Source organism: Paenibacillus sp. NFR01 (genome assembly GCF_900111565.1).
Classification (GTDB): domain Bacteria; phylum Bacillota; class Bacilli; order Paenibacillales; family Paenibacillaceae; genus Paenibacillus_AQ.
In genome coordinates, this window is sequence record NZ_FOIK01000001.1 from 424,773 (window position 1) to 443,080 (window position 18,308).

Genomic DNA, 18,308 nt, shown 5'->3' on the forward strand with positions numbered 1-18,308 from the left:
GTGGGCAAAAGAAAAGGCCTGAGAAGATTTCTCCTCTCAGGCCTTAGCACTGCTCCTTGCGCGGCTATTTGGCCGCGCCTGGGTGCGCGTCCGTGGCAACGCCGAGCGCGGCATTGCCGGCAAGCGGCAGCGGGTGCAGCGTGCCCGCTTGCTGCAGGGCCTTCAGCGGCAAATATCTTTTGCCGCCAAGTCCCGAAGCGGCGTACACCGCTTCGGCCGCGCCACCGGCGGAGCTGCTGCTGTGCCAGCTTTGGACGCCGGTGACCATAAACGGGCCGCCGACGGTGTCGTTGCGGCCCGCCGCCTGAAAAGCGACGCTGCCGCCGGTAAGCAGCGTCTTCAGCATCGCGCCGTCCAGCTTGCCGAGCTTTGGCGCGGTCAGCCACCGGAGATCCCGGTAGGGATCATCCGGCCCGGCGCTCTTATACGCCGAGGCGGGGATAAGCGCCGCATCCAGGCCTGCCTCAGCAGCCGCCTGGCCCAGCACCGCCTGGGCTTTGCTGTCGTTCCAAGGCAGAACCTCCAGCCGGACGGCATTGAGGTATACTGTTTTGCCGGACACAGTGAGTTTCCAGACGGGCAGCAGCGGCGCATACAGCGCTTCTAGCTTCAGGTTAGCCGATGATGAAGGAATAAGTGCTTCCTGCGCCGCAAACCGGCGCAGTTCAGTCAGGCTGTACGGCAGTCCGGACGTACCGGCGCCGTATTCGCTAAGCGTATAACCGCCGCCGTCCACGGCGGTGACAATCAGATACCCGATGCGCTCGGAGCCGCTCATCACATGGACCAGCCAGCTATGCGTGCCGGGTCCCAGCGGATAATACTCCGCCGTGGCGTTCTTCCAGGCGGTAAAAGGCGCGTCTGCCGCAAGCTTGGTCATCGCATTTTGTGCGAAGTCCGTTACGGCCTCAGGTGCCGCCTGGCTTTTTAAAGTAAGCGCCGCCAGCTTGTCCGTCGCCGCCAGCTTCGTCTTGGGCAGGGGACTGCCTGCAGCAGTTGCCGTTACCGGCGCAAGGACGGCGGCTGCGATGCCAAACGCCGCTACAGCAAGCATGCAGCGGCGTCCGAGCGACTGCAGACTTATTTTTCGGTGCAGGGAGGTTGTCATATTCCTTCTTCACCTTTCTTCAATTCGAATAACGATCCATTACTGATATTGTAGAGGACAAGCCCTGAAAAGACTGTTGCTTACTGTCGCGCAGGGTAGCGGAAAGTTAGCGTTTATTTTGCCTGCTTTTAGCAGAGACCGTCGCATTCTACAGACTGCGCAGATGAAAAAGGCCATAGACGACAGCGGAGACCGAAATCTGCGGTTCATATTGCCACTGTGTCTCCTGGCGCCGGCGGTTGTACTGTTCTTCGGCTGCCTGGCGCTTTTCTTCATCTTCTTCTTTAAGCAGTCCGGAATAGTAGACATCCACAAGCTCCAGCTCCAGCTGAAGCCGACGGCGAGCTTCCTCCGCCCAGGTATAATCCCGTTCGGCCAGCTGCGTTGTCACCCAGTTTTCCAGCCGCTCGGCCCCATTGGCGACGGAGAGCGAGTAGGGCTGGATATGGATGTTCTCCGGCAAGCGGGGCGTCAGCGATTTGCTTTCGAGGAGCGTGCCGAAGTCGGGTACGATGGTTCCGCTCAGCAGCGAAATGCCGACATAGTGCAGCTCCTCGCGCTTGAGGTCGCAACTCATCTCCACCTTGTAGCAGACACCGAGCCATGGCTCGTATGCGGCAGAGAGCAGCGTGGTCCGCTGCCGGCTGCCCGCCTCCTCGAACAGATACAGACAGCGGCCTTCTTCGCGCGCGGCGGCCCAGATCTGTCCCAGGCGCTTGCTGCCGTAGATGACGTCCTCCCGCCGGATCATACCTGGTCCGATTCGCGGCAGGGTCGGCATTACGCCGAAAAAGCGGGCAAGGATGCTGTCCTCCTGCGGCGAGGCTTCTCCAGTGCTTGCGGAGCCCGTACCCGGAATACCGCCGGGATTCATTCCCCCGGCTGCTATCCCGCCCGCAGCACTACCCAACCCGGCGCCCGCAGGGGCTTGGCTTCCCGGGACTGCACCTGAGGCTCCGCCCGGAATCCCGGGCAGCGTGCCTCTCGGCGCCTCCGCCTGACCTGTAGTCCGGTCATACGCCTCCGGGTCGAACACGAAAGTAAAAGACAACGTCTGCGGCTCTGCTCCGGTGCGCTCCACAAAACTCCAATAATAAGGCCGGTCGGTCAGCATCCGGTCGGCGCGCGGCGAGAGCTTGACCGTGACATGCAGCGGAGACACCTCCAGCAACTCGCATTCCGTCGCTTCCAAATAAGTCATAACCTGCTTGCGAATTTGCTCGGCGCTCAAAGTCATGAGGTAGCTTCCTCCTCGTCTTCATGCAGCGTATGCGTCAGCTCGCTGAGCGAGTCGCCGATCCGGTCGAGCCCGCTGCGCAGCTCGTCGTCGCTGCTGGCTTCGAGCATGATTTTATAGAGACTTTTTTCAAGGGACTCTTTCGCTTCAAAACGCTCCAGAATGACGTCCAGCCCGCCGATGACCATCTCGAACATGTTGATCTTCTCGTGCAGCAGATGAAGAATATGCTCTTCGATCGTTCCGTTTGTCGACAAGTTGTAGATCATGACATCGTTCGTCTGACCCAGCCGGTGAACCCGGCCGATCCGCTGCTCGACCCGCATCGGATTCCACGGGAGGTCGAAGTTGATCATATGATGGCAAAATTGCAGATTGATCCCCTCGCCGCCCGCTTCGGTGGCGATCATCACCTGGGCGCGCCCGCGGAACAGGTCCATCATCCAGTCTTTTTTGCCCCGGTTCATCCCGCCGGAATAAGCTACGCACTTCAGTCCGCGCTCACTGAAATAGTTCAGCAGATATTCCTGGGTAGCGCGGTATTCCGTGAAGAGGATGACTTTTTCGTTCATGGTCCGGATCAGCTCCATCGCTGTCTCCGCCTTCGTATTCGCTTTCACGCCGCGGATCAGCTGCAGCAGCTCCATCATCCGGTCGCGTCTTGGAGAGTTCTCGGGGAGCTTCTTGATCAGATTCACGAGCGTAATAAACACGGCGTCGCGGCTGCTGCATACCTCGCGTTGCAGTGTAACAAGCGATAGCATACTGCTGAGATTGCCGTCGGCTTCCTGATATTGGTCTTTGACGAAGGCGGTGACGCCGTCATATAATGTCTTTTCTTCATCGGATAATGTCAGCGGAATATTGCGCACATTGCGCTTCGTGAACGATACCGGACCTTCGCCGCGCCGATTGCGGATCATCACCTTGGACAGCTCGCCGCGCAGCTGAACTTCGTTCTTCGGCTGACGTTTGTCGACGACGAAATTGGCTGCAAACTCGCCTTGATTGCCGAGCTGGCCCGGCTTGAGCAGCGTGATCAGGTTGAACAGCTCGCTGAGATCGTTCTGCACGGGCGTGGCGGTGAGCAGGAGGCAGTATTTTTTCCGCAGCTGCTGGACGAACTGGTAGTTGGTCGACTTTTTATTTTTCAGCTTATGGGCCTCGTCAATGATCAGCATGTCGAATTCGCCGTTAATCAGCAGCTCTTTGTGCGGATCGCGTTTGGCCGTATCCATGGAAGCGACCACGATGTCGTTGCCCCAGGAATACGATTTCTTCTGCGCCACGGCGGAAATGCCGAATTTGGCGTTCAGCTCGCGTACCCACTGCAGCACCAGCGAGGCCGGCACAAGAATCAGCACCTTGGAGACCAGTCCGCGCACGAGATATTCTTTGAGCACGAGCCCCGCTTCGATCGTTTTGCCCAGCCCGACCTCGTCGGCCAGAATGGCTCTGCCGGACATTTCGAATAATACTTTGCGTGCGGTATCGATCTGATGGGGCAGCGGGGAGAGTCCCGCGAGATGCTTGATACACTGCAATTCTTCAAAGCTTGTGACCAGCCCGCTTTGTTCGCCCATCACGGCGAGACGGGACAGCCCATAGTCGCCCCAGGGACCGCCTTTTTGCAGCTTGGTCTCCAGATCGCCCAGCCAGCCCCGGTCGAACTTCAGCGGAACCGGCAGCTTGGGCACAGTGGCGTGCTCCGCTTGCGTTAAGGCATTGCGGGTCAATGGCGTCATGTTGTAGCCTCCTCACGGCGCGGATGTCTGTTGCAGAAAACGTAGAATTAGTATGCGCGTAAAAGAGGAGATTCATAACCGCAGGGCATTTCGGGCGCGCTTGTCCGCTGCAAATCAACGCGATTTTTTCAAACCGGATTTCAAGCCGCTAATTCTAAAAAAACGAGAAATTACGAGAAAAGGGGCAGGTATTGCCGATTTTTCGCGTGAAGGCTTGGATTTTCAAAAGAGAAGGTTTATACAATATGTGGTATAGTGGAAAAGCTGTATCAACAATATATTGTTAGATTTGCTCACAATTTGATTAATAATGGATATACACAGGTAGAAGCGTTACATATTACACAGCGGGAGGTTTTTCGATTGAGCACAGTGAACCGCAAGGCGCGGCTTGAAGGATTAAGCGAGAAAATATTTTTGGATCGGTATGCCTGGAAGGATGCGGACACCAATAACGCCAAGGTAGGCGACGTGGTACTGGTGTTGACTAAGGACGATCCGAAATTTCCGACGAAGGAAGTCGGGGAGATTGTCGAGCGAAAGGGACGTACGGTAACGGTCAAGACGCGCTCCGGCGAGCTGGTGCAATCCGATGTGGAGAAGCTGACGCTGAATATTGAAAAAACGCCTGAGGAAATGTGGGACCGGCTCGCCTCCGCGATGGCTTCCGTAGAGAAGACTCCGGAGCTGCAAGCCGAATGGACCGGCAATTTCCGTTCCATCCTCGAAGACTGGAAGCTGGTGCCGGGCGGCCGGATTGCCGCAGGTGCCGGGGCCAGCGAAGAGCTGACCTTGTTCAACTGCTATGTCATTCCTTCGCCAAAGGACAGCCGAGGCGGCATCATGGAGACCCTGACGGAAATGACCGAGATCATGGCCCGCGGCGGCGGGGTAGGCATCAACCTGTCTTCGCTGCGTCCGCGCCGGGCCATCGTCAAAGGCGTCAACGGCTCCTCCAGCGGCTCCGTATCGTGGGGCGGTTTGTTCAGCTACACCACCGGACTGATCGAGCAAGGCGGCAGCCGCCGCGGCGCGCTGATGCTGATGATCAACGACTGGCATCCGGATGTGCTCGATTTTATTACGGTTAAGCAAACGATGGGCCAAGTGACCAACGCCAACCTGTCCGTCTGCGTGAGCAACGGGTTCATGAAGGCAGTCAAAGAAGACCTCGACTGGGAGCTGGTATTCCCGGATACGACGGAGCCGGATTACGACGAAGTCTGGGACGGCGATCTCGATAAATGGAAAGCGGCCGGCCGCGGAGTGATTCCATACCGCACCGTGAAAGCCCGCGACATCTGGCATACGATCATCGAATCCGCGTGGAAATCGGCCGAGCCGGGCGTCGTATTCATGGAATACTACAACCAAATGTCCAACAGCTGGTACTTCAACCCGATCATCTGCACCAATCCGTGCGGCGAGCAAGGTCTGCCGGGCTGGGGCGTCTGCAACCTGTCGGCGATCAACCTGTCCAAGTTCTATGACGAAGCGGCGCATGACGTGGACTGGGCGGACCTGGGTCGTACGACGCGTTACTCCGTGCGTTTCCTGGACAATGTCATCGACAAAACGCCGTATCATTTCCCGGAAAACGAAGCGAACCAGAAGAAGGAACGCCGCGTCGGTCTTGGAACCATGGGTCTGGCCGAGCTGATGATCAAGCTGAACATCCGTTACGGCAGCCCGGAATCGCTGGAATTCCTCGACAAGCTGTACGGCTTTATGGCCCGCGAAGCCTACCTGGCCTCGGCGGACATCGCCGGCGAGAAGGGTTCGTTCCAGGCGTTTGATGCGGATAAATACCTGCTGAGCGGCTTTATGAAAAATATCACCGAAGTGTATCCGGAAGTCGGCGAAGCGATTATTGAAAAAGGCATGCGCAACGTTACAGTGATTACGCAAGCGCCTACCGGCAGCACCGGTACGATGGTCGGTACGTCGACCGGTATCGAGCCGTATTTTGCCTTCAAATATTTCCGTCAAAGCCGCCTCGGCTACGACGAGCAGTTCGTGCCGATTGCCCAGGAGTGGCTGGAAGCCCATCCGGGCGAGGAGCTGCCGGAGTATTTCGTCACTTCCATGGATCTTTCGGCAAAGGATCATATCCGCGTGCAAGCGGCAATTCAGCGCTGGGTCGACAGCTCCATCTCCAAGACGGCGAACTGCCCGTCCGACTTCACCGTGGAAGAAACCGCCGAGCTGTATGAAATGGCGTTTGACCTCGGCTGCAAAGGCGTGACGATCTACCGCGACGGCAGCCGCGATACGCAAGTTCTTGAAACGGCGAAGAAAGACGATAAGAAGGAAGCAAAAGCCGAAGAAGTCGTGGCTGTCGAAGCTCCTGCAGTTTCGGAAACTGCGGTTGCTGCCGCCCCCGCCCCGGCTGCGCCTGCACCTAAGAGCAGCCTGGACGACAAACAATACAAAAAACGCCCGCAGGTTCTGCGCGGCGCGACTTATAAAATCAATACGCCGTTCGGCATGGCGTATATCACGATCAACGACCTGGACGGCATTCCGGCGGAAATCTTCCTGAATGTCGGCAAAGCTGGGTCCGACGTCTTCGCCATGGCGGAAGCGCTCGGCCGCGTCTGCTCGCTGTTCCTGCGCTACGGCGACCACGGCGAGAAGGTCGGCCTCCTGATCAAACATCTCAAGGGCATCGGCGGCTCCGGCGCGATCGGCTTCGGCGCGAACCGCGTGGAATCCATCGCCGACGCCGTAGCGAAAGCCCTGGAGACCCATGTGCAGAACAACGCACATGAAGACCACGTGCCGGCGCCCATTGCGGCAACACTGGAGCTCGGCGACTTCACCGACGCGCTGAACGCGGAGATTGAAGCCAGCGTTCCGGCAGCAGCCGAAGCCAGTCACGGCCACGGCGGCCATGGCACGCACAGCCACGCCACCGCCTCCCGCGACCTTTGCCCGTCCTGCGGCAGCGCTTCGCTGGTGAATATTGAAGGATGTAAGACCTGCAGTAATTGCGGGTATAGCCGGTGCGGGTAAACGAATATTGATTTTTGCTCCTAATATTCTTCCGAAATTCAAAAAAGTCCTGATTAGGGAATTCCTAAGACAGGACTTTTTTGAGTTTAAAATACTATTTGGAGTTATCCAGGTTTTCTTGAAATTATGGTCTTATTTAATTTATTGTTTTGGGAAAATAGCATCTATTGTTTATATTTATTGTTTCTAATTTATAATGTTATCGGAGGGGTATCCAATGAGAGAACTAAAAAATATTGAAGAACGAATTTTGGACCGTGCACTCTATCTAATGGGCAAGAAAAAAAGCTGTAATATTGCGATTAGAGCAATTGCTAAGGAAGCCAATGTAAACGTGAGCGCCATTAATTATTATTTCAGAAGCAAAGACGAAATGCTCAAACTGGTAAAAGAATTCTACATTGAAAATACTCTTGCCGTATTATCAATCCTACAAAATGAAGCCTACAGTGAAAAAGAGAAACTGCTGCTGTCAGCAAATGAGATTATGGAGTACTCACTGCGTTTTCCCGGTAACAGAGTGATCTATACTCATTCGTTAGAATGTTCGGATCATGATGAAACTTCTAGACGAATTATTGATCTATCACAGGAAATTGGTAACCTGCTCAAAGAATGCTTGCGCAATCTTATCCCAGGAGATGAGACGACCTTCAGATTCAAGTATTTAATTTTCACTTCATCTGTCAACTATCCCACGGAATACGAGGGAGTTATGGAAACAGATGGTTCAATCTTGATCAATAAAGAGGCTCGTATAGAGTATCTTAACTTGTTGATTCATTCCTTGTTTTCTGAATAAGAGAGTTGCAGAAAATTCAAACATTTTGTTTTAAACATATTGTTATGAATCTTTGTCTCAGGTATATTTAAGGTGTCCGTAATCAATTTACATTAATTATGTGAAATTGTGCACAAAGTTTCCGGACCTTTAAAAAGAATGAGAAGGAGAATGTTTATGGCTTATCATACTCTGTTCAGTCCAATCACTATCAGAGGCTTAGAGTTGAAAAACCGGATTATCTTTCCGGCAATGGGAACCAAAATGCCTAGTGAGGAACGTTTTGTTACTCAGCAGCTGATAGATTACCATGTTGCCAGAGCAGAAGGAGGATGCGGTTTAAATTTTACTGAGGTATGTTCAGTATATGCACCATCTTCGCCTAAGAAGTTTTTGGCCATTTCAGAGGATAAATATATCCCGGGTTTAAAACAGCTTACAGATGCAATTCATAATGCAGGAGGCAAGGCAGGAATTCAGTTATGGCTGGGTGGATTGGCGGTTGCCAGTGATCCGGAGCAGTTGATCATTATTCCAAGTCCGGTACCTGTGCCTGGTACAGAATACACCATACCGGCGGCAGAAGTTGAGACCCTAAAGGCTGCAGCCAAATCATTTGGAGAAGGAGCGCGGCGGGCAGTAGAAGCCGGCTTTGATGTCATTGAATTTCATGCTGGCCATAATTACACACCACATTCATTTCTCAGTCCCTACTTTAATCGGAGAACCGACGAATACGGAGGAGACCTACAGAACAGATCCAGATTCCTCCTTGAATGTATTTCGTCTATCCGTCAAAACATTCCGGTTGATATGCCGCTGTTCATGCGTATAGATGCTCATGATGATTATCTGGAGGAAGGACTCAGTATAGAGGACGTAATCGCATTCTGCAATTTGGCTAAAGCTGCCGGAGTAGATGCGCTTGATGTTTCGCGAGGGAATTTCTCTTCTGCGGCAATAAAATATGAGGTTCCACCAATTGACCTGCCAAGAGGCTTTAATGTTGATAATGCAGCCAGAATCCGTCGGGAAACCGGTATGCTAACCGTAGCGGTAGGACGTATTAATGCCCCTGACCAAGCAGAAGAAATCTTAACCGATGGTAAAGCAGATATGGTAGTTATCGGACGTGCCCAACTTGCTGATCCCGAGTTCTGTAATAAAGCCCAATCCGGAAACAGTGATGATATCGTACAATGTGTCGCTTGCAATCAGGGCTGTTATGACGGATTTGTCTCAAGCGAGGTTCCTTTCATTACATGCTTACGAAACCCGGCTTTGGGGAGAGAATCGGAATACAAACTAATTTTAACGGATCATCCCAAGAAGGTTGTAGTTGCAGGCGGCGGAATCGCAGGGTTGGAAGCGGCTATGGTCTTAAAACGTAGAGGACATCAGCCAATTGTGTGCGAGGCGACGAGTACATTGGGCGGACAATTTGCTCTGGCTGGTGAAGCACCGAGAAAAGAAGAGATGAAAGTAGCGGCTATATCCCGAGGAGAGCAGGTCATTAAAGAGGGAATTGAGGTTAGAGTGGACACTCCGGTTACAAGTTCACTGCTGGAAGAACTTAACCCGGATGAGGTCATTGTGGCGATCGGTGCTTCTCCGATGGAGCTTAAGATTCCGGGCAGTCAGCTGACGAAGGTTACGAATTCTCACGATGTTTTGTCTGGTAAAGTAAACGTCTCTGGTAACGTCGTTATTGTCGGTGGAGGATTGGTTGGACTTGAGGTCGCCGAGTATTTACATGGCAACGCTACGAAGATCACTGTAGTTGAAATGCTGGACAAAGTGGCCAAGGATTTGGGAGACCTTCGATCGATCTGTGTAATGGAAAGCCTACACGAATCCGGAGTCCAGCTCATGACTAACACGAAATGCCTTGAAATTAATGAGCAAGGCGTTGTTATTGAACATCAAGAAGAAATCTCTGTTTACCCTTGTGATTCTGTTATTGTTGCTATAGGGGCAAAGTCACGCAACTATGAGGGGCTCCATAACTTTTGCAATGAGCATAATATACCTATTCATGTGATCGGTGATGCATTACGGGCACGCAGAGCATTGAATGCCGTCAGCGAAGCACATGAAGTGGCAAGAATGATTTAACGGCAATATTTCTTATTTACTTTGGAACAACTCGAACATGAAACAGATAAGGCCTTCTGAATTATTCAGGAGGTCTTTAGCTTACAAATGAATTTCTATTGCTTAATGAATGTAGCAAAGCATGCTAAAGCAAATAAGGTGTGGATTACTGTTCTGGAGCAAAATAACCGCATTCACTGATTCGGGGGACAGCCATGTATAAACTACCGCCATACGTAGTCATCACTTATATCGTAGAAGGTACTGGCTTACAACATTTAGGGTATGCTGAAAGACAAGCTATGCCGGGTGATTTATTCATCACTCGTGCATCAAAAGCGGATATTTTAGAAATGGAAATTCAGCAGCAAAAATCAGTTCAAGTGCTACGCTATATCTATCTGGATTGTGGGAATGATAAAGCCGTTCCACATCTTCCGATGAAATGGTCAGTAAACCAAAGTTATCGTAATGAATTCATTCGATTTTTCAAAGCTACTTATTCTTTTTATGGAAAGCCAGTTAGCGATGCAGAGAAGGGTCCACTAGAAGTGTGGAAATATTTCACTGATTTTCTTTTGTCTAAACCGATGAAGGCAAGTTTAGTAGAATTCGAGAATAGTGGAGATCCTTTGTACAAACCCCTCCATCATATTGCTTGGAAATTTAAGGATTCAGTTTCAGTTCATCTCATCAGTGAACAATTACACATGAGTACACGACATTTTCAGCGTAATTTCAAAAATCTGACCGGGAAATCATATAAGCAATTGCTGATGGAGACAAGAATTCGTCATAGCTGCGGGTTACTGAGTTACTCCACTATAAGTATTGAAAAAATTGCGAACTTCGTAGGAATTTATGATATGTATCATTTCTATCAATTATTTCATCAGTATTGTGGAATGACTCCTGGAGAATTCCGTAAGCTAACTTATTGAAATAGGATTAAAGATGTCGCATTTCCACATAGTTATCGAACTTAATGATTTGTAAACTTATTGAGTGGATTGCTGGATTCAGCAAAAATATTCGATGGAGGAACTCATTATGAGCGATTATGAAGGTTCGATTAAGCTAGACGGAAAGGTAGCTATTGTTACAGGAGCAGGTAGCGGGATTGGCCGATCTTCATCCATTAAGCTCTCTAGAGCAGGTTATAAGGTTAGCGTTGTAGACTTTAACTCAGTGACTGGGGAAGAAACGCTTAGTCTGATTAAAAAAGAAGGCGGAGAAGGCATCTTTATTCAGGCTGATGTATCAAAGAATGAGCATGTTCTGAAATATGTTCAAACAACTATGGAACAATACGGAAGAATTGATGCTTTTGTAAATAACGCTGGAGTATTGCAGAAATTCTCTTTGCTTGAAAATATCGAAGAATCAGAGTTTGAACGAATTATTAATGTTAATGTTAGGGGTGTCTTTCTAGGCTTAAAACATGTACTGAAAATAATGGCTGAACAAGGATTCGGTTCGATAATAAATACAGCCTCCACTGCGGGTCTTCGTGCTGAACATAGTATGTCAGTCTATACAGCCAGTAAGCACGCTGTCATTGGATTGACAAAGGCTGCTGCTCTAGAATATGTACGCAAGGGAGTAAGAGTAAATGCGATATGCCCAGGAGGTGTTGATACCTCTCTTACACAAGCTGTACCGACAATGATGCAAAACAATGGATATACTCCAGAGGAATTTCCTAATATGCGAATGGGGCGATTTGCAGATCCCTCCGAAATTGCCGAGATAGTATTAATGCTCGCAACCAGCCAATCTAGCTATATGACGGGTTCAATAATTGCTGTCGATGGGGGTTTAACCTTATAGTTATTACTTGTTCCAAGTATAAATTTGACATTATCTTGACTTCCCCTTTTGGGATATGTCGGGATAATGTCTTTTTCTATTACATGCCCATTATACATTCCAAGAGGTATGCTGTTCGTTTTCTTCCCAAAAGTACATGTCCATTCTTTCCCCTGGAGGATTTGCAGTTTTACTGGCATTTGCAATACTAAATCAGCATGGTATTTGCCGAAATGGCTGGAGCGGATTTTACCTAATCTTGACATTGAAGGTGTTTACGGGAAAACTTATTTTTCTTCTAAGGAGTTGAACGCCAATAAAGAATGGTCAGCTAAGGAGAAGATGAGCCCTGCCAGTTCAAAACTGGAGTTTACAAACCCTTCTTGAATCCATTCTTGTATGATCGCTAAACTTCCATTGACTAGGTAAGCGTAAGTATAACGTTTCAACCTGTCGGGTACGTTGAGTTGTAGCTGACTATCAATATTTTTAAGTATTTCATTAAGCAGGCGTTTAGGAAATAATACATTTTCATTTGATGTGAGCAGCATGACAGTAAAAAGATCCTCATCCTTTTTAATGTAATCTAAAAAAGCCAGGATATAAGTAATACCGCTGTCTCCAGCTTCAATTTTCTCCAAATATAAACTTGTGTTGGTTATAATCTCCTGCTCAACATATTCAAGCAGTTCATATGCATTAGCGTAATGTAAATAAAAAGTTGAGCGGTTAATTCCTGCTGATGTGCATAATTCCTTAACGCTGATTTGGCTTATATTTTTCTCTTTGAGTAAGCTTATCAAGCTCTGTTTAAGCAGTAGCTTGGTTAATCGTTCACGTTGATTCATTGTGAGGTCACCTCAGGAAAAAAATTATTTCTATAAAATATAGACACTTTTACTTAGAATGTCTATATTGCATCAGATACATAATCAACTGATGGTTGTTAAATAGACACTGTGTCTGTATTCTGAAGGTAGACGAATGATTTGTCAATAAACCTATGATGCAGGTGAAAATAGTGAAGAAAAAACGGGTCATGATTACGGGTGCAGCGGGCAATATGGGTGGAGAGACGTTGAAGTTGTTAATAAACGATCTGGCGAAATGCGAGTTGCTGCTTTTTGATTTAGACAATCCTAACAGCCGCGAGAAGCTCAAGCAATATGAGGGGCTGGACGGTGTTAAAGTAGTCTATGGTAATTTGTTGGATCGCGACCTGGTTTTTGAATGCGTGAAGGATGCCGACATTATACTTCATATCGCTGCTTTTGTTTCTCCTGCGGCTGATGAGTTTCCCGAACGGGCTATGCAGATTAACTATGGTTCTGCAAAAAACATTGTTGACTCGATTAAGAAAAGTGGCCGCGCAGGTACAACGCGCTTTGTAAATATCGGTACAATTGCTGAAACAGGTGACCGTATGCCGCCTATCCATTGGGGCCGTGTTGGAGATCCGCTCAAGCCAAGTGTGTATGATTATTATGCCGTTTCTAAAATCGCTGCCGAGCGTATGGTCATTGAATCAGGACTGAGCTATTGGGTGAGTCTCCGTCAGACAGGTATTATGGGTCCGGCAATGAGCAAGATTCAGGACCCGATTATGTTCCATAATTGTCTTGAAAATGTACTTGAGTATGTGTCTGATTGCGATTCAGGACGATTAATGCGGAATCTGTGCATCCAAGATATTGACGGAGAACTTGATAAAGGGTTCTGGCAGCATATATACAATATTGGTGGGGGCGAAAGCTGCCGGGTCAGCACGCTTGAGATGTACCAAGTGCTTTACGGCAAGCTTGGCATCACTAATTTAGATCATGTGATCGACCCCAAATGGTATGCTACCAGGAATTTTCACGGGCAATATTATCTGGATTCTGACAAGCTGGAGGATTATTTCCACTTCCGCCGGGATACGATGGAGTACTTCTATCAGAGCTATCTTGATAATCTCGGTGCACTTGTCCCCGTAGCTAAAGTCATTACGAAGCTGCCCGGTGGGCAGAAATTTATGGGGGCTATGATTAAACGGACAATGAAGAAACAAGCTGTGAAAGCACGTGGGACGTTACGTTTTATAGAGGATAATGATTTTGAGAAAATCGAAGCTTATTGGGGAAGTAAAATAAATTGGGAGTCCATTCCGGGAAAACTATCCGAGATGAAGAAATTCACCGATTGGAACAAAGTCATAAGGCTCGACCACGGCTATGATGAGAATAAGCCTGCTTCACAATTAAGTATAGAAGATATTAAAGGGGCTGCAAAATTCCGCGGTGGTGAATGCTTATCTACAGAGATGGCAACGGGGGATTGGGCGGGAAAACTGGATTTCAAATGTGCATTCGGACATACCTTTAGCGCCAGTCCCAAACTGGTTCTTGAGGGAGGACATTTCTGCCCACAATGTGAGCGTGAAAGCTGGAATTATAAAGAACGTGCTAAGCGTGAACCGTTTTTCGCCCAAGTGTGGAACCCTATTCAAGGCAAGGAAGATGGACGTGAATATAAAAAAATTGTATCTGAATTAGATATCGCAGATAAATAGAGTGTCCTTGGTTAAAAAGCTTGTTCCTAGAGGGCAAGCTTTTTCATTGTAAAGATATTGTAATCAACTCAGATCGTATACTGGTGATACGGGAGTGAACACATCATGCTTTTAAAAGATATTCATTTTTTAATGGAATCTTTCCATAATATCACTGGATTACCAATACGGTATTATTATAATGAGCAACTTGTCCGAATGTTACCCGATGTTCCGCCATATCTAGACCCCGTTGGCAAGGTACTTCCATTTTTGGCACAAGATGAGCATGCTGTGAGCTACCATGTTTCAGAAGATTTTCTATTCTACGGTATCATTTCTAATGAGGGTTCAGCGGAAGAATTTGTATTGGGGCCGGGCTACTACACGCCTTTAACAAAAAATCATCTTTCTAAGATTATGATTCATTCTACAATTTCATATCAACACAGCACAGTATTTGCTGAATTTATCACTAAAATACCATTAATCTCTTTCGAAGGTTTTTTGAATTCGCTGTGCTTTTTCAACTTTGCCTTGACTAGAAAAAGAATAACCGTTGAAAAGCTGTTGATGACCGGAAATCAATTCAATAGCTTTAAAGAAGAGATTAAGAATACCATGTCAAAAAACTTTTTTGAAAATGATACAGAACTTACATTCCATAATACATATACTCTCGAACAACAAATTATTGAATTTGTACGTACTGGAGATGTGAAAAGGCTAAAGGATTTATTTGAAAATTCTGTACGTGGCAAAGGCGGCCTTGTTGCAAAGGATGCGCTGCGTCAGGAGAAAAATATTTTTATTGCCAGCGTCACTTTGGTTACTCGGGCGGCTATAGAGGGTGGCCTGGATATTGAAACGGCATACCATCTCAGCGATACGTATATTCAACAATCAGAAAGCTTATCCCGACTTGACACTCTTTCGTTCTTGCGGCAACAAATGGTTTTTGATTTTGCCGAGAGAGTGGCAATGAGCGAAATTCCTGAAAATGCTACATTCATTACTATTGAATGTATTCAAAGAATTAAAAAAAATATAAACTCTAATATATTTGTTAGGAAGATTGCTTCTGATTTGGGTGTCAGTGCTTCCTATATTTCCAGAAGATTTACTGAGGATATGGGTATGAATTTGAGCAATTATATCCAAAAAATAAAAATGGAAGAAGCTAAAAAACTGCTGGCTTTTTCTGATAAACCCTTGAGTGAGATCAGTAATTATCTTTCCTTCTCCTCACAGAGCTATTTTCAAAATCAATTTAAAAAGTATGCAGGAGAGACACCTTTACAATACAGAAATTCCTTTAGAAACCGTACGTAATTCAACTTAGAATAATAAAATTGTAGCAATTAGTACCCGGAATTTGAGCGGGTATTGATTGCTTTTTTGTTGTGTAATTGAAGAGAAGAGGCGGGTTAAAAGAACGAACAGAGTATTTTCAATTATAAGTTCGAATTTTGCAATCCAGTTAATAAATGTACAATACGTTTTCGGGGAAATGCCGTAGACTGGGACAATAATTACTGCAAGGAGGATACCATGAAAAGTAAAAATAAACTTCTTAACCTGTTGACGATTGAAGAGAAAGCAGCTCTTATCGAAGGCAATGATTCTTGGAATACAAATGGAGTACCACGTCTTGATATTCCAAAACTTTTTCTGACTGATGGTCCTCACGGACTCCGAAAGGTAAGGACGGTCAGTGGCGGTTTTGGTATTTCCGATAATGCACACTCTACTGCGTTTCCGACCTCAGTTACGGTTGCTTCCTCGTGGAATCCGGAGCATGCACGTCGTATGGGAGAAGCCATCGCCGAGGAATGCATTGCCGAGGAAGTGGATGTGCTGCTTGCGCCAGGCGTAAATATAAAACGCAGTCCGTTATGCGGACGAAACTTTGAATATTATTCTGAAGACCCGCTCATTTCGGGTGATTTTGGCACGGCATTCGTTCAGGGCGTACAAAGTAAGGGAGTAGGCTGTAGTGTCAAGCACTTTGCTGCGAATTCCAATGAGAATTACCGTTTTGTGGGAAATAGCGTTGTGGATGAACGTGCACTTAGAGAGATATATCTACGTGCTTTTGAAAGCGTTGTAAAAAAAGCAAAGCCATACACGGTAATGTGCTCCTACAATCAATTGAACGGAACGTTTGCATCGCAAAACCAACTACTGCTTTCAAGTCTTTTAAGAGATGAATGGGGTTTTGACGGGGTGGTTATGACGGACTGGGGGGCAACCTGTGACCGTGTTGAAGGAGTGCTCGCAGGCTGTGATCTTGATATGCCTGGAGGAGTGTGGCATAACCGTAAATCCATCATTGAAGGGACACTGTCCGGCAGACTGCCAATCAGCAAGCTGGATCAATCCGTTGAAAGAATACTCACACTGGTTGACCGTTGTGCTTCAAAGAAATCAAAGGCCAACGGCGATATTCTTGAAGCACATGCCCAGCTATCCTGCGAGATAGCCAAGGAAGGTGCGGTGCTGCTTAAAAATGACGGGACATTGCCATTGAGCGGTAAAGAGAAACTGCTGGTTGTCGGTGAAATGTTTGAGAAAATGCGCTATCAAGGTGCTGGCTCATCACTAATCAACCCGCCCAGAGTCATTACTCCTAAGAACGCGTTTGATGAGCGGGGAATTCCCTACATCTACGAAAAAGGATTTCGCTGCTTCTATACGGATCGGGATTTTGCTTTAGAACAAGCTGCGCTTGATGCCGCAAAGGAAGCAGATACGATTCTGTTCTTTGGAGGGCTTTCTGATTTTGAAGAGAGTGAAGGTTTCGATCGTGAACATATGGTCATGGGAGATAACCAGACAAAACTACTGGACGCGCTGATTGCTACTGGGAAGAAGGTAGTCCTGGTCCTATTCACAGGCGCACCTGTAGAACTACCATTTTTCGATCGGCTTTCGTCCATGCTCAATATGTATTTACCGGGTATGTATGGGGGTGAAGCTGCTGCAGCTTTACTGTATGGGGAAGTAACACCGTCTGGAAAGCTTGCAGAGAGCTGGCCGATGAGTGCCCGGGATACAAGTTGTTATGCTGACTACAACCTCAGCGCTGTCTCCCAATATTATGAAAGCATATATGTAGGCTACCGTTTTTACGATAAGGCAGGTACTAAACTGCGCTTCCCTTTCGGATTTGGATTATCGTATTCCTCTTTTCATTATAGTAATCTGTCCATTAAACAGCATGGAAATGAAATCACCGTGATGATAGATGTAACGAACAATGGTAACTTCAGCGGTTCCGAGATTGTTCAGCTTTATGTGAGAAACAATAAGAGCAAGGTATTTAAAGCGGATAAAGAGCTCCGTGCCTTCAGAAAAGAATTCTTAGCAGTTGGTGAGACTCAAACCATTGAAATGAAATTCGATCAATCGGACCTGTCCTACTGGAATGTTAAGGAACAGCGGTGGGTACTCGAGAATGGCTCCTATGAAATAGCTGTCGCCGCTTCGGCTGCCGATATACGCTTGACAGCTCAGATAAACATAAACGGTGGGGAGGAAGCCGTCACTCCCTATTCTGATGAAATTTTAGCTGCTTACGATGTACCACCCCTTAGAATCCCTTCTGTCTTTGCGGACTTAACCGGTCATACAGATAGAGGAACGAAGCCTGAACCTGCCTTGTCACTTGAATCCTCACTGTTTGAGTTTAAGAGGTCTTTAATGGGACGTCTCCTTTTTGCTAGTGTGATGTACGTGATTCAAAAGGATTATAAGAAGGCGCTGGCCATGCCAGATTCGCTGGAACGTGACACTCGGTTGAAAAATTCTCATTTTGTCGTGAAGATGATGCCGTACAATTCAATCCGCTCCATGTGCATGTCATCAGGAGGGAAATTCACATACCAAACGGCGATCGGTTTTGTAGAACTGGCTAACGGGAACCTTATTAGAGGGTTAAAAACTCTCCTAAAAAAGGAAAAGCCGCTTCCTCTTCCGGGTGAATAATA

Annotated in this window: 12 protein-coding genes; 8 read left to right on the plus strand and 4 right to left on the minus strand. The window is 47.7% G+C overall.

Annotation, left to right across the window (positions count from 1 at the left end; translation table 11 throughout):
• Positions 1 to 64: 64 nt before the first annotated feature.
• From BMW84_RS01945 to BMW84_RS01955, 3 genes are all read right to left on the minus strand, one after another.
• Positions 65 to 1,108 carry a hypothetical protein gene (locus BMW84_RS01945; protein ID WP_091063861.1) on the minus strand — a complete coding sequence of 348 codons (1,044 nt, stop codon included), beginning with the start codon at positions 1,106 to 1,108 and terminating at the stop codon, positions 65 to 67.
• A 148-nt stretch (positions 1,109 to 1,256) separates the two neighbouring features.
• Positions 1,257 to 2,345: a YqhG family protein gene (locus BMW84_RS01950; protein ID WP_091063863.1), complete on the minus strand. Its 1,089-nt coding sequence runs from the start codon at positions 2,343 to 2,345 to the stop codon at positions 1,257 to 1,259.
• Complete coding sequence (locus tag BMW84_RS01955) at positions 2,342 to 4,090, minus strand: DEAD/DEAH box helicase (RefSeq protein ID WP_091063866.1); 1,749 nt, start codon at positions 4,088 to 4,090, stop codon at positions 2,342 to 2,344. Before BMW84_RS01955 ends, BMW84_RS01950 begins: the two co-directional genes overlap by 4 nt.
• A gap of 363 nt (positions 4,091 to 4,453) precedes the next feature.
• Here BMW84_RS01955 and BMW84_RS01960 point away from each other — a divergent pair, with 363 nt between their 5' ends.
• The 5 genes from BMW84_RS01960 to BMW84_RS01980 all read left to right on the plus strand — a co-directional run bounded on the left by BMW84_RS01960 (position 4,454) and on the right by BMW84_RS01980 (position 11,810).
• Positions 4,454 to 7,105, plus strand: coding sequence for an adenosylcobalamin-dependent ribonucleoside-diphosphate reductase (locus BMW84_RS01960; RefSeq protein ID WP_091063869.1), 2,652 nt, complete (start codon positions 4,454 to 4,456; stop codon positions 7,103 to 7,105).
• Between the two features lie 217 nt (positions 7,106 to 7,322).
• Positions 7,323 to 7,907 carry a TetR/AcrR family transcriptional regulator gene (locus BMW84_RS01965; RefSeq protein ID WP_091063872.1) on the plus strand — a complete coding sequence of 195 codons (585 nt, stop codon included), beginning with the start codon at positions 7,323 to 7,325 and terminating at the stop codon, positions 7,905 to 7,907.
• 156 nt (positions 7,908 to 8,063) lie between these two features.
• On the plus strand, positions 8,064 to 10,001 hold the full coding sequence (locus tag BMW84_RS01970; RefSeq protein WP_091063874.1) for a bile acid Fe-S flavoenzyme BaiCD: 1,938 nt from the start codon (positions 8,064 to 8,066) through the stop codon (positions 9,999 to 10,001).
• 194 nt (positions 10,002 to 10,195) lie between these two features.
• Positions 10,196 to 10,921 carry a helix-turn-helix transcriptional regulator gene (locus BMW84_RS01975; RefSeq protein WP_091063876.1) on the plus strand — a complete coding sequence of 242 codons (726 nt, stop codon included), beginning with the start codon at positions 10,196 to 10,198 and terminating at the stop codon, positions 10,919 to 10,921.
• Between the two features lie 109 nt (positions 10,922 to 11,030).
• On the plus strand, positions 11,031 to 11,810 hold the full coding sequence (locus tag BMW84_RS01980; protein ID WP_091063878.1) for an SDR family NAD(P)-dependent oxidoreductase: 780 nt from the start codon (positions 11,031 to 11,033) through the stop codon (positions 11,808 to 11,810).
• Between the two features lie 266 nt (positions 11,811 to 12,076).
• On the opposite strand, the gene BMW84_RS01985 is transcribed toward BMW84_RS01980, so the two are convergent.
• The gene (locus BMW84_RS01985) at positions 12,077 to 12,637 is read right to left on the minus strand and encodes a TetR/AcrR family transcriptional regulator (RefSeq protein WP_091063880.1); all 561 of its coding nucleotides are present in this window, start codon (positions 12,635 to 12,637) and stop codon (positions 12,077 to 12,079) included.
• A gap of 173 nt (positions 12,638 to 12,810) precedes the next feature.
• On the opposite strand from BMW84_RS01985, the gene BMW84_RS01990 reads away from it, so the two are divergent.
• The 3 genes from BMW84_RS01990 to BMW84_RS02000 all read left to right on the plus strand — a co-directional run bounded on the left by BMW84_RS01990 (position 12,811) and on the right by BMW84_RS02000 (position 18,306).
• Positions 12,811 to 14,340, plus strand: coding sequence for an NAD-dependent epimerase/dehydratase family protein (locus BMW84_RS01990; RefSeq protein WP_091067936.1), 1,530 nt, complete (start codon positions 12,811 to 12,813; stop codon positions 14,338 to 14,340).
• Positions 14,341 to 14,445: 105 nt separating this feature from the next.
• The gene (locus tag BMW84_RS01995) at positions 14,446 to 15,651 is read left to right on the plus strand and encodes a helix-turn-helix domain-containing protein (RefSeq protein WP_091063883.1); all 1,206 of its coding nucleotides are present in this window, start codon (positions 14,446 to 14,448) and stop codon (positions 15,649 to 15,651) included.
• A 219-nt stretch (positions 15,652 to 15,870) separates the two neighbouring features.
• Positions 15,871 to 18,306 (plus strand): glycoside hydrolase family 3 C-terminal domain-containing protein, encoded by a 2,436-nt coding sequence (locus BMW84_RS02000; protein WP_091063885.1) that lies wholly within the window; start codon positions 15,871 to 15,873, stop codon positions 18,304 to 18,306.
• Positions 18,307 to 18,308 lie beyond the last annotated feature (2 nt).

Coding starts and splice junctions, on each gene's coding strand:
- BMW84_RS01945 (WP_091063861.1), bottom strand. CDS start 1,108: ATGACAACCTCCCTGCACCGAAAAATAAGTCTGCAGTCGCTCGGACGC.
- BMW84_RS01950 (WP_091063863.1), bottom strand. CDS start 2,345: ATGACTTTGAGCGCCGAGCAAATTCGCAAGCAGGTTATGACTTATTTG.
- BMW84_RS01955 (WP_091063866.1), bottom strand. CDS start 4,090: ATGACGCCATTGACCCGCAATGCCTTAACGCAAGCGGAGCACGCCACT.
- BMW84_RS01965 (WP_091063872.1), top strand. CDS start 7,323: ATGAGAGAACTAAAAAATATTGAAGAACGAATTTTGGACCGTGCACTC.
- BMW84_RS01970 (WP_091063874.1), top strand. CDS start 8,064: ATGGCTTATCATACTCTGTTCAGTCCAATCACTATCAGAGGCTTAGAG.
- BMW84_RS01975 (WP_091063876.1), top strand. CDS start 10,196: ATGTATAAACTACCGCCATACGTAGTCATCACTTATATCGTAGAAGGT.
- BMW84_RS01980 (WP_091063878.1), top strand. CDS start 11,031: ATGAGCGATTATGAAGGTTCGATTAAGCTAGACGGAAAGGTAGCTATT.
- BMW84_RS01985 (WP_091063880.1), bottom strand. CDS start 12,637: ATGAATCAACGTGAACGATTAACCAAGCTACTGCTTAAACAGAGCTTG.
- BMW84_RS01995 (WP_091063883.1), top strand. CDS start 14,446: ATGCTTTTAAAAGATATTCATTTTTTAATGGAATCTTTCCATAATATC.
- BMW84_RS02000 (WP_091063885.1), top strand. CDS start 15,871: ATGAAAAGTAAAAATAAACTTCTTAACCTGTTGACGATTGAAGAGAAA.